The 12091-nt window shown below is 38.3% G+C and carries 16 protein-coding genes; all 16 read left to right on the top strand.

Annotated elements, in window-relative coordinates; all coding sequences use genetic code 11:
• Window positions 1-26: 26 nt before the first annotated feature.
• The 16 genes from rpsE to IIC38_08405 all read left to right on the top strand — a co-directional run bounded on the left by rpsE (window position 27) and on the right by IIC38_08405 (window position 11839).
• Window positions 27-527, top strand: coding sequence for a 30S ribosomal protein S5 (gene rpsE, locus IIC38_08480; GenBank protein MCH8125982.1), 501 nt, complete (start codon window positions 27-29; stop codon window positions 525-527).
• Between the two features lie 30 nt (window positions 528-557).
• Window positions 558-743 carry a 50S ribosomal protein L30 gene (gene rpmD / locus IIC38_08475; GenBank protein ID MCH8125981.1) on the top strand — a complete coding sequence of 62 codons (186 nt, stop codon included), beginning with the start codon at window positions 558-560 and terminating at the stop codon, window positions 741-743.
• Between the two features lie 19 nt (window positions 744-762).
• Window positions 763-1203: a 50S ribosomal protein L15 gene (gene rplO / locus IIC38_08470; protein ID MCH8125980.1), complete on the top strand. Its 441-nt coding sequence runs from the start codon at window positions 763-765 to the stop codon at window positions 1201-1203.
• The gene (gene secY / locus IIC38_08465) at window positions 1200-2525 is read left to right on the top strand and encodes a preprotein translocase subunit SecY (protein ID MCH8125979.1); all 1326 of its coding nucleotides are present in this window, start codon (window positions 1200-1202) and stop codon (window positions 2523-2525) included. The genes rplO and secY overlap by 4 nt, the downstream gene beginning before the upstream one ends.
• The gene (locus IIC38_08460; protein MCH8125978.1) at window positions 2525-3190 is read left to right on the top strand and encodes an adenylate kinase; all 666 of its coding nucleotides are present in this window, start codon (window positions 2525-2527) and stop codon (window positions 3188-3190) included. Before secY ends, IIC38_08460 begins: the two co-directional genes overlap by 1 nt.
• A complete protein-coding gene (gene map / locus IIC38_08455; protein ID MCH8125977.1) occupies window positions 3187-3954 on the top strand; it encodes a type I methionyl aminopeptidase in 768 nt (255 codons plus the stop codon). The genes IIC38_08460 and map overlap by 4 nt, the downstream gene beginning before the upstream one ends.
• Before the next feature lie 23 nt (window positions 3955-3977).
• Window positions 3978-4196, top strand: coding sequence for a translation initiation factor IF-1 (gene infA / locus IIC38_08450; protein ID MCH8125976.1), 219 nt, complete (start codon window positions 3978-3980; stop codon window positions 4194-4196).
• A gap of 11 nt (window positions 4197-4207) precedes the next feature.
• Entirely contained in the window at window positions 4208-4321 is a 114-nt protein-coding gene (gene rpmJ, locus IIC38_08445) for a 50S ribosomal protein L36 (GenBank protein ID MCH8125975.1), read from the top strand.
• 18 nt (window positions 4322-4339) lie between these two features.
• Window positions 4340-4714, top strand: coding sequence for a 30S ribosomal protein S13 (rpsM, locus tag IIC38_08440; protein ID MCH8125974.1), 375 nt, complete (start codon window positions 4340-4342; stop codon window positions 4712-4714).
• A 32-nt stretch (window positions 4715-4746) separates the two neighbouring features.
• Window positions 4747-5133 carry a 30S ribosomal protein S11 gene (gene rpsK / locus IIC38_08435; protein MCH8125973.1) on the top strand — a complete coding sequence of 129 codons (387 nt, stop codon included), beginning with the start codon at window positions 4747-4749 and terminating at the stop codon, window positions 5131-5133.
• A 24-nt stretch (window positions 5134-5157) separates the two neighbouring features.
• The gene (rpsD, locus tag IIC38_08430; GenBank protein ID MCH8125972.1) at window positions 5158-5787 is read left to right on the top strand and encodes a 30S ribosomal protein S4; all 630 of its coding nucleotides are present in this window, start codon (window positions 5158-5160) and stop codon (window positions 5785-5787) included.
• Window positions 5788-5824: 37 nt separating this feature from the next.
• Window positions 5825-6811, top strand: a complete 987-nt coding sequence (locus IIC38_08425) for a DNA-directed RNA polymerase subunit alpha (protein MCH8125971.1) — start codon at window positions 5825-5827, stop codon at window positions 6809-6811.
• Between the two features lie 42 nt (window positions 6812-6853).
• A complete protein-coding gene (rplQ, locus tag IIC38_08420; protein MCH8125970.1) occupies window positions 6854-7351 on the top strand; it encodes a 50S ribosomal protein L17 in 498 nt (165 codons plus the stop codon).
• 140 nt (window positions 7352-7491) lie between these two features.
• Window positions 7492-8769 carry a nickel-dependent lactate racemase gene (gene larA, locus IIC38_08415; GenBank protein MCH8125969.1) on the top strand — a complete coding sequence of 426 codons (1278 nt, stop codon included), beginning with the start codon at window positions 7492-7494 and terminating at the stop codon, window positions 8767-8769.
• Complete coding sequence (locus tag IIC38_08410; protein ID MCH8125968.1) at window positions 8766-9323, top strand: C40 family peptidase; 558 nt, start codon at window positions 8766-8768, stop codon at window positions 9321-9323. Before larA ends, IIC38_08410 begins: the two co-directional genes overlap by 4 nt.
• Before the next feature lie 98 nt (window positions 9324-9421).
• Entirely contained in the window at window positions 9422-11839 is a 2418-nt protein-coding gene (locus IIC38_08405; protein MCH8125967.1) for a S49 family peptidase, read from the top strand.
• Window positions 11840-12091 lie beyond the last annotated feature (252 nt).

Here is a 12091-nt window from a genome sequence, read left to right as displayed (position 1 = left end):
TTTGATTGCATAAGCAAGGAGGTCTTTTGGATAGGATAAGTCCAAGTGAACTTGATTTAAAAGAAAGAGTCGTCCATTTAAACCGTGTTGCTAAAGTTGTTAAGGGTGGACGGCGTTTCAGTTTTAATTCCATTGTTGTGGTTGGAGATGGGAAAGGACATGTGGGTGCGGGATTTGGTAAAGCAAACGAAGTAACAGAGGCTATTTCCAAAGCCACGGAAAATGCGAAAAAATCGCTATTCCGCGTTCGGATTGTAAAAGGAACCATTCCTCACGCTTTATTGGCAAAATATGGCGCAGCACGTGTTATGTTGAAACCGGCTGCTCCGGGAACTGGTGTAATCGCAGGTGGAGCTATTCGAGCAATTATGGATTCTGCAGGTATTACAGACATTCTTGCGAAAAATATTGGTTCAACCAATCCTCACAATGTCGTTAAAGCGACTTTGCAAGGGCTTGCAAGTTTACGTGATGCTTTCACTGTTGCCAAGCAACGCGAAACGGATATAGATTTTATTTTCTCTTAATAGTTGATTTGGATAATCGGAGAATTTACAATGCCAAATAAGAAATTACGTGTAACACAAATACGAAGTACAATCCATCGACAGAAAAAACAAAAATTAACCATGGCAGCACTTGGAATTCGAAAAATGCACCACACTGCAGAGCATAATGATACTCCGCAAATTCGTGGCATGATTCGCCGGGTTGCGCATCTGGTTTCTGTAGAAGAAGTTTAACCGGGATTATTGATATACTATGAATTTATCTAACCTGAAATATCCAAAAGGTGCAAGACAAAATAAGAAACGTGTTGGGCGGGGACAGGGTTCCGGTCATGGCGGAACATCTTGTAAAGGTCATAAAGGACAAAAATCACGCTCCGGGTATAAAAATCGTGCCTGGTTTGAAGGTGGTCAAATGCCGATTCAACGACGTTTACCGAAGCGTGGATTTACTAATATTTTTAGAACTGAATATTCAATTTTAAATTTAAAAGATCTAGCTCGATTAGAAAAAATTGATCAGGTTACTCCTGAAGTTCTTGTAGAAAAAGGACTATTACACAATCTTAGAAAACCAGTTAAGATATTGGGAGTTGGCGAATTAGCTCATCCTATTGAAATTTCAGCAAACGCTTTCAGTAAATCGGCCAAAGAAAAAATTGAAGCTGCAGGTGGAAAGGCTGTTGTTCTATGATAGACCAATTTCAGAACGTTTTTAAAATTCCTGAACTCAAAAAACGGATTCTATTTACTTTGGGAATTTTGGTGATCTATCGATTAGGCGGCCACGTTCCTACACCGGGAATAAATACGGTCGCATTAGCTGAGTTTTTCGCTAGTTCCCAAAATACTTTGTTTGGCCTTTATGATATGTTTGCTGGTGGGTCGTTCCGAAAAGCTACTGTATTTGCCCTGGGAATAATGCCATATATATCTGCATCCATTATTTTGCAGTTATTAGGTGCAGTCGTCCCTCATTTTCAAAAACTTCAAAAAGAAGGTGAAGAAGGTAGAAAAAAAATCATTCAATATACTCGCTACGGAACTGTGTCGATTGCATGTATGCAAGCATGGGGTGTTAGCATATTTCTGGAAAGTATTTTTACACCATCAGGCCTTGCGGCCGTAGCAGACCCCGGTTATGGATTTAGATTTTTAACAATGATTACGCTCGCTACCGGTACTATTTTCATCATGTGGTTAGGAGAACAGATAGATGACCGAGGTATTGGAAATGGAATTTCACTAATCATTTTTATTGGAATTATCGCCCAGTTCCCAAATGCAATTTTAGATGAAGTTCAGCAGCTTATGGCTGGAAACCGTGCGATAATAACCGAATTGGTATTAATGGCAGTTATGGTTTTAACAATAGCAGCTGTGGTTCTCATTACACAAGGCACGAGGAAAATCCCGGTTCAATATGCGAAGCGTGTTATTGGTCGAAAAATGTATGGCGGACAAAGCACACACATCCCGATGAAAGTTACCACCGCGGGCGTTATGCCAATCATTTTTGCTCAATCTATCATGTTTGTCCCAAATACGGTTATCCCATTATTTCCGGACAGCGAAATCATGCAAACCATCGGTGGCTGGTTTGATATTACATCTGGTGTTTATTGGTTCTTTTATGGAATGTTGATTGTTTTCTTTACCTATTTTTATACTGCAATTGTTTTTAACCCAGTTGATATTGCGGATAATATGAAAAAATACGGCGGTTTCGTACCAGGTGTGAGACCAGGCAAAAAAACATCAGAATTCTTGGATTATATCTTGACAAGAATTACATTGCCAGGCTCAGTCTTTTTAGCCTTAATTGCGATTTTTCCTTACTTCATTATGAAGTTTACAAATGTGAGTTATAATTTTGCATCATTTTACGGTGGCACAGGTTTATTGATTGTAGTAGGTGTAGCGCTGGATTTTCTACAACAAATTGAATCGCATCTTTTAATGCGGCACTATGATGGTTTCATGAAAACTGGTCGGATAAAAAGTCGACGATTTTAATGGAGAGTACACTCAGGATTATTATGTTGGGCGCTCCGGGTGTAGGAAAAGGGACACAAGCAAAAAAGTTTAGTAAAACTTATTCGATACCACATATCTCCACCGGAGATATGTTGAGAGATGAGATTAAAACCAGAACCAACTTAGGTGAAATAGCTAAATCTTACATGGACAAAGGTGACTTAGTCCCAGATAACTTAGTTATTGAAATGCTGTTAAATCGAATTCAAAAGAATGATCAAAATATTGGTTTTATATTGGATGGGTTTCCAAGGACTATTGCGCAGGCTGAAGCTTTGCAAGAAGCCTTAACCAAACTCAATTTACCGATAGATGCAGTTATCGAAATTGAACTCGACAATGAAGAAATTGTTAAAAGGATTTCAAACCGGCGTCTTTGCCCAAATTGTGGAGTAGATTATAACTTATTGAATAATCCGCCTTCTGGCAAATGTTTAAAATGTGATGAGACAGTTATTCAGCGAGAAGATGATCGAGAGGAAACTGTTCAAAATAGACTAAAAATTTATGATGAGCTAACGAAACCGGTAAGTTCTTTTTATGCGGATCAATCTCTTCTGCAGAAAGTCGATGGAGCACAATCTGCGAACAATGTATACGAATCGATTACATCGATTTTGCAAAATATGTATGCCGAAGGATGATTCAAATAAAGTCAAAAAAGCAAGTTGATCGAATTCGTGAATCCAGTAGAATTCTTGTTGACACATTTAAGTTCATTGAAAAAAACATAAAAGCCGGTGTAAAGCTGATAGAAATTGACAAAGAAATCGAAAGTTTTATCCGGTCTAAAAAAGCAGTTCCATCGTTTAAGGATTTCAATGGGTTTCCTGGAAGCGTATGTATCTCCGTAGATGAAGAGATTGTCCATGGCATACCGGATAAGAGAGTATTGAAAAACGGGCAGATCGTTGGAATTGATATTGGTGTTAATTATGCCGGTTACTTTAGTGATGCAGCTTTTACTTTTAAGATAGGCGAAGTTGAACCTGAAATTGACAAATTACTAAAGGTTACAAAAGAAAGTTTATATTTGGGAATTAAAGAAGCCAGATGCGGTGAGCGTTTATCCAATATTTCTCATGCTATTCAGAAGCACGGGGAATCAAATCAATTATCTGTTGTGCGAGAATTAGTTGGACATGGAGTTGGTTTAGACGTTTGGGAATTGCCTCAAATTCCAAATTATGGAAATCCTGGCAAAGGGCCCAAATTAAGAGAAGGAATGGTTTTGGCGATTGAACCCATGTTTAATCTTGGAACCTTTGACATAGAGACAAAAAATGACGGTTGGACTGTGGTTACGAAAGATAGAAAACCATCGGCTCATTTTGAGCATACCATAGTGATCGATAAAGATGAGACTCAAATATTAACCGAAGGAATTGGTGAAAATTCATTTCATTGAAATAACTTAGGATCTCTGAATTAATGGCAAAAGAAGAACCAATTAAAATGGACGGTACCATTGTTGAAACTCTGCCTAATGCAACTTTTCGTGTAGAGTTGGAGAATGGTTATAAGGTTTTGGCTCACATTTCAGGAAAGATGAGAATGCATTTTATCAAAATATTGCCGGGTGATAAGGTTACAGTTGAATTATCACCATACGATTTAACAAGAGGTAGAATCACATATCGTTATAAATAAAAGGTTTGGAAATGAAAGTTAGAGCATCTGTAAAACGCATTTGCGACAAATGCACAATAATCAAGAGAAAAGGTGTTGTTAGAGTAATCTGTAGCAATCCTCGTCATAAACAAAGACAAGGATAGTTATTTAAGGAGGTCATGTTGGCTCGTATTGCAGGAATCGATTTACCAAAGAATAAAAGAATTGAAATAGGCTTAACTTATTTATTTGGTGTTGGCCTAACTACTTCAAAAAAAATATTAGAAGCTACCAAAGTAAATCCGGATACTATCGTCCATAAATTAACGGACGAAGAAGCAGCGAAAATTCGATCTCATATTGATGCCAACTTTAAAGTTGAGGGAGCGCTTCGCACGGATATCAATATGAATATTAAAAGACTAATGGATATTAGTTGTTACAGAGGTCTTCGACATCGCAAAAAATTGCCTGTTCGTGGACAAAGAACCCGTACTAATGCTCGTACGCATAAAGGGAATCGTCCTCAAATTGGGCAGAAGAAAAAGAAAAAGTAAAGATTTAATTAAATTCATGATCGGAGGTAAAATTGGTAACATCCAGAAGACGTGGCAAGAAAAAAACATCAGTAGATTCAAATGGTATTGCGGTTATAAAAGCGACTTTTAATAATACCATCATTTCTTTAACCGACACATTCGGGAATGTGATTTCATGGGGATCAGCGGGAAAGGTTGGCTTTAAGGGTTCAAGAAAGAGCACTCCTTTTGCTGCCCAAATGGCGGCAGAATCTGCAGCCCGTGAAGCAATGGACCTTGGAATGCGGAAAGTGGAAATTAGGGTTAAGGGCCCGGGTTCAGGAAGAGAAGCGGCAATACGCGCACTTCAGGCGGCAGGTATGGAAATTTCTGCAATTTGGGATGTTACACCAATCCCTCACAATGGCTGCCGTCCACCAAAAAGAAGACGGGTATAATTTTGAATATTTGGAGGTTTTTGAATGGCTAGGTATACAGGTCCTGTTTGTAAATTATGTCGTAGAGAAGGTGAAAAACTTTTCCTAAAAGGACTGCGGTGCAACACGGTTAAATGCGCATTTGAGCGTAAAGGATATGTGCCAGGTCAACATGGGAAAACCAGCCGCCGTAAATTATCTGACTATGGAGTACAACTTCGTGAAAAGCAAAAACTACGAAGAATTTATGGCTTATTGGAAGCCCAATTTCATAAATACTTCAAAGAAGCAGAGCGTCGCAAAGGTATTACCGGAGAAAATCTGCTCATTATTCTGGAAAGCAGATTGGATAACATGGTTTTTCGTTTGGGGCTTGCCCCTTCACGAAATGCTGCGCGACAATTGGTTTTACATAAGCATTTTATGGTAAATGATCGCCTGGTTAATATTCCATCATTCCAGGTTAGTGTGGGTGATACTATTCAAGTAAATACGAAAAGTCGCAAAAAAGAGATTTTCCATACCTCTTTGCGCAGAATGAAAGATAGTAGGTTAATGCCGTGGCTTGAATTGGATAAAGCCAAGCTTAGTGGGAAATTATTAGAAAAACCGAAGCGAGATGAAATTCCCGTAAATATAAACGAAAATGTGATAGTAGAGCTTTATTCCAAATAGCATTAACAGAAAAAGCTAACGAATAGTGAGGATTTGAATGAGCGTTTTAAACTTACAGATGCCAGAGCGCATCGAGCTTGATGAAGCATCTTATACAGATAATTTTGGTAAATTTATTGTTCAACCGTTAGAGCGAGGGTTCGGGGTTACTATCGGTAATTCGTTACGGAGAGTATTGTTGTCTTCATTACCTGGGGCAGCAATCACAACGCTACGTATAAACGGTGTAGTACATGAATTTACAACAATCCTAGGTGTTACTGAGGATATGTCCGAGATGATTCTCAATCTGAAGAAAGTTAGGATCAAACTGATCGCTAAAAAGCCTGACAAAGTTACAATCAAATTAAAAGGCAAAGGCGAATTTAAGGCAGCTGATATTGGCGAAGCAACAGCTGATTTTGAAGTTCTAAATCCAGATGTTCATATAGCAACTTTGAATAATGAAGCTGACTTTGAAATTGAACTGAAAATCAGCCGTGGTCGAGGGTATGTTCCCGCGGAAGAAAATCGAATGCCAGATCAACCAATTGGAATCATTCCAATCGATTCAATTTACAGCCCTGTGATAAATGTTGCCTATCGAGTTGAAGAAACACGAGTCGGGCAACGAGCGGATTATGAAAAGTTAATCCTGGAAGTTACTACTGATGGAAGTTTAACTCCTGATGATGCATTAACCTATGCTGGCAAGATCTTAAAGGATCATATTGAGTTATTTATTAATTACGAAGTTGAGCCGGATGAGGAACAGGTTGTTGAAGTTGATGAAGATGCACTCCGTATTAAAAAATTACTAAAAATGAGTGTTGATGAGTTGGAATTATCTGTTCGTGCCAGCAATTGTTTAAAGGCTGCTAACATTGACAATATTTCGGATTTAGTGCGAAGAGATGAACAAGAAATGCTGAAATTTCGCAATTTTGGCAGAAAATCCCTGAATGAACTCGGAAAAGTGTTAGACAATTTAGGATTGCATTTCGGCATGGATGTTGATAAATACTTAAAAGAGGATGTTTCTTAAACCATTTTCAACTGTTTTTGAGAAAAGGATGTAGGTAGTTAGATGAGACATAGAAAAACGGTAAAAAAACTTAACCGTACTGTAGCACATCGAAAGGCATTGTTAGCAAATTTGGCTGCAGCTTTATTTGAGCATAAAAGAATTGTAACAACTCATGCCAAAGCCAAGGCTGCTCAACAATATATTGAAAAACTAATCACTTTAGCAAAAGCAAATACTGTCCATTCGAGAAGATTGGCGCTACAAAGAGTAAGACATAAATGGGTTGTTCAAACATTATTCAATGAGATTGCCCCTGTATATTTACAACGAAATGGTGGTTATACAAGAGTCATCAGGATGGGACAAAGACACGGTGATGCCGCAGAAGTTTCGGTTCTTGAATTAGTTGATTTTGAAGAAGCTATCAATAAAACAACTAAAGAAAAACAGGAGAAGCAAGAGGCTAAAGAAAAAACAAAAGTTGAAAAACAAAAGAAAATGGAAAAGATAGAAGCTGAAGAAACCGTTGCAGAGGTAAAAGAAGAAGAAAAAAAATAAGAATAAAATACAGCGAAGTTAATGTTTAAGGGCGTCTTTGTGCGCCCTTTTTTATTATGTCGATAATTGAATGATATTTTATAGCATATCATTTTTCAATGATTTATTTTTATTAAAGAAATGGATATTCATTAATATATATGACTGAAACACTCGCAAAATTTGAGTTGAAATACGGGTCTGAAACAATTGATTTTGCTCTTCCTGATTCTTTAAGTGTTGATGTTTTAACCTTACCTAACCATTCACTTCAGATTAAAGAGCAAGATATTTTAGACATTCGCCTGAGAAACCCAATTGGTTCACCTGGATTAATTGATCTGCTAGCTTCTAAACAACGCATCTTAATTATTGTCCCTCATAAAACACAGTTTGCAAAGCTGGATTTGGTTTTTTCAAAAATTTTGGAAATTTTACAACAGAAAAACATAGAGGATGAGTGTATTACTATTTTATTTGCAAATGGAAGTTATCCACGGATGACAGAAGAAGAAAAAATAAAAATATTAGGTTTCGATATTTATAACAGGTTCAAAGTCATTGAGCATAATTGCCAGGATGCTGTTGTGGAAAAATTAGGCAATACTTCTCGTGGCACACATGTTGTGATAAATCCGTTAGTGAAAAGGCATGATAAAATTATCACTATTAATTCGGTCACTCATCATAATGTTTCCGGCTTTGATGGTGGGCCAAAAATGATAATTCCCGGACTTGCAACTTTGAATACAATTTGGCAAAATCAGCAATTAGCATTAATGCCTCAAAATTCATCTTTGCATCCTGCATGTGAACCCGGAAATCTACACCAGAATCCGGTTTATGAGGATATTGTAGAAGCGGTTAAGTCTGTTCCTGTTGATTTTTCGATTAACCTGGTGTTTGGTGAAAACCAGAATTTGATTGATGCTTTCTGTGGAAATATGAACAGCAGTTTTCAAAAGGCTTGCTTTAAAATAAACCAGAACAATGTATTAGCGATTCCAGAATTGGCAGATGTTGTCATTGCCAGCACTGGTGGTTGGCCGAACGATATAAATTTAATTCAGGCATATCAATCGATCCATTTTGCGGTGCGTGCTTTAAAACCAAATGGTGATTTAATCATTTTATCTGAATGTAGGGAAGGATTGGGGAACTATGATTTCCTTTCGTGGTTTGAAAACAATAATCAGAATGGGATAATAACCGGTAATTTAAAAATGAATGCCGATATAGCTATTTCACTCAAACAAAAATTGGATAATTACAACGTTTATCTCTTCAGTGAAATCTCTGAAGCAGACGCAAAAAAAATAGGGTTTATTCCAACCAGCAATATTCAAGAAGCTTTTGAGCAGGTTTTTTCTTCCAACACCGAAACAAAAAAAGTATATATTATTCCGAACGCATCTGTACTTTTACCGAAGATTCAATGAATCGTTTAAATACTATCTCTTTGGTTTTAATTTTATGTTCCCTTATTGGATGCTCTGGCCTTAAACCTAAGCCCATATATGTAACAAAAAAGGGAGAAAAAGCGAGTAATCCAGACAAAAGTAAGGAAGTTGCACAACCCAAATTAGTTGAAAAAAATGATAGTTTTCCAGTTCAGATCGACAGAGAAAAGATGATGGCCGAGATCGAAAATTTGCTGGGTGTTCCTTATCGCTTTGGCGGCTCTACTGAACAAGAAATGGATTGTTCCGGATTTGTTCAGTTTGTCTATAAAAATGCTGTTGCATATCCTCTACCTAGAAAAGTTATAGAAATGGTGCAAACCGGGCATCGTGTTGTTCGGGATCAATTACAGTTTGGCGATTTAGTATTCTTCAAAAACATAGAAGAAAAGGGAACCTCCCATGTTGGCATTTATCTTGATACCAACCAGTTTGTTCATGCCAGCGTTACAAAAGGCGTAATCATTTCCGGGTTGAATGAGCCTTATTACAACAGCCGTTATGTCGAAGCCAGACGAATTACAGTGGAGTAAGAATTAGTTTTCTCAATAAAATACAATCACAATATTTCGAACTAAACTAACCATCACCTCTCATAATAAATCTGTTAAATGTGTACTATGGTGAATTTATGAGGCGATTTAACTTTTTAATACTCACTGCAACAATTTTTCTAAATAATAATATTCTTGCCGGCCAATCACTCCCTGGATACTATCAACGAAACAGTTTCTTGTTGACTTCTCCCGGTAGCTTTGGTTATGGGTTACTGGGCTTTACAAATCCGGCTAATCTCGCCATAATACCCAGGTTTGAATCTCGTTTTGATTGGTCGACCGATGGCACTAATTTGTCTTCATTCAAAGATTGGGGATTGTTCTTGGCTGCAAAGAATATTGGATTTGCAGCAGTAAAACAAGAATTTGGCCAACAATCAATTACAGACTTTAAGGTTTCGATTGCAGAAGGTAACCAGAGGGCTGCGTTTGGTTTAAGTTATGGCTGGTCAAACAGTAGTTCATCGATCAGAAGAGATAAATTAATCACAACAGGTTGGCTTTTTCGCCCAAACAAATATTTGTCGATGGGGTTTGTCGGAAATTTTTCTTTGCAAAGTAAAGATAAGGAAGGCATTGTTGATATTGGATTAAGGCCGTTTGGCAGCTCTTTTTTGACAATTTTTTCTGATGCCGCTCTACAAAAGGGGCAGAAGATCAAAGATTTGAAGTATAGTACAGGGGCAGCACTTGCTATTTCAAAAGGGATGTTTCTGGTTGGCCGGTATTTCGACAACAAATCTTTTTCCCTGGGATTTTCGGTTAACTTTGGCCGAGCAGGTATGGCTTCACAATCACGCTATGACACTAACCAAAACTTTAATTCTAACACATATTCAATTCGAAGTGGCGGCATGTTGCCAAGTCTCTTTCCGATCTTGATGGATAAGAACCGCAAATATATGTCATTTAATATGAAAGGACGAATCGCGTACCACAAATATCAACTGTTCGACCAAAATACACTTCCCTTGTTTTCATTATTGAAGGACATTGAGGCTAGTAAAAACGATCCTCGTGTGAATGTCATTGCTCTTAGTCTTTCAGGGATGCGTATTCTTCCGGAACATGCCTGGGAAATTAGGGAAGCGCTTAAATCAGCACAGAAGTCAGACAAAAGGGTTATTGTCTTTATCGATAATGCCGGTATGAGTTCCTATCATCTTGCAAGTATTGCAGACCAAGTTGTGATGGATCCCGAAGGAAGTTTATTGCTGCCGGGGTTTTCCATGTCCCGAACGTTCTTAAAAGGCACCCTGGAAAAATTAGGTCTTGCCTTTGATGAATGGCGATTTTTCGAGTATAAGTCAGCTGTGGAAATTTTAAGCCGCGAGCAGATGTCCGATGCGGATAGACGACAAAGGCAAGATTACATCGATGATTGGTATGAATTGGTTCGTTCTGATGTTAGTCGTTCAAGAAATATATCTGGTGGTCAATTTGATACTCTGGTCAATGAAAAAGTGTACTTAACCGCAGATATGGCGAAAGAAGCGGGGTTGGTTGATCGGGTTGGGCGCTGGTCCGAATTAGAGGAACTCATAGAAGAAATGCATGGCAGCAAATTAGGAAGGTTGCAAAGAAGAGATCTTTTTACAAATTCTCTCCAAACCGAACAGTGGGGTGAGCTGCCTAAGATTGCGATTGTGTATGGGCTTGGTGAATGTGCAATGGATAGTGGTATTCGCGCAAGATGGCTCGACAAAGTATTTCGCCGGCTTGCTATTCACAAAGACATCAAGGCAGTTGTCTTTCGTGTAGATTCTCCTGGCGGTGATGGCATGGCTAGTGATGTTGTGGCCGAAGCGCTTAGAGAATTCAGCAAGTCTAAGCCTGTAATCGTCAGCCAGGGCCAGGTTGCCGGATCGGGTGGTTATTGGATCAGCATGTACGGAGATATGATCCTCGCAGCGCCCAATACAGTCACCGGCTCGATCGGCGTGATCGGGGGCTGGCTCTACGATGCAGGATTCTCTAAAAAAATCGGCATGACTGCTGATATTGTTAAAAGAGGGGAACATGCAGATCTTTGGCGCGGGATTGATTTACCATATTTCGGAACAGTTCCGGTCAGGAATCTAGATCCGGAAGAACGCAAAGTAATGGAATCCATAATGAAAGGTCTCTACCAAAGATTTGTGACAAAGGTGGCTGACGGCCGAGGTATGTCTGTCGATGAAGTAAAGAAAATAGCAGAAGGCCATTTTTATTCAGGATTAGATGGCAAAGAAATTGGACTGGTCGACGAGATCGGTGGATTATTAGCAGCTATTGAAATCGCCAAGCAAAAAGCCGGTTTAACAGAAGAAGATGAATATGAAATCGTTGAAATCCCAAAATATAAGGGGTTGATCGATCTTGGTTTGCCGTCTCTGCCATATGCGATAGAAGCAGAGATGGATCCGGTGATAACGTTTATTAAACTATTGAATAAACATCGGGGTAAACCACTGGTTATTATGGAGCCAGGGAGTTATCCGGTAGTAGAATAATAACAATATTATTGGAATCCTCAAACCCCTGGGTCTCAAAGATCCCGGGGTTTTTTTATCCCACAAAATAAAATGCTAAAAAATTAGCAACTTTTTCTTGACATCTGCATATCTATATGCTAAATTAATAGCACATGCTAATAAATTAGCAATAACTATTTCAAAAAAACTAAGTATACATAGGAGATCCTATGAACAAGAATTCACTATTACAATTAAGTCGCCGGGAACGCCAGATTATGGATATCATTT

The organism is candidate division KSB1 bacterium, assembly GCA_022566355.1.
Lineage (GTDB): Bacteria > Zhuqueibacterota > JdFR-76 > JdFR-76 > DREG01 > JADFJB01.
Note: the sequence above shows the minus strand (reverse complement) of the source record. Positions and strands in the feature narration are given on the sequence as shown.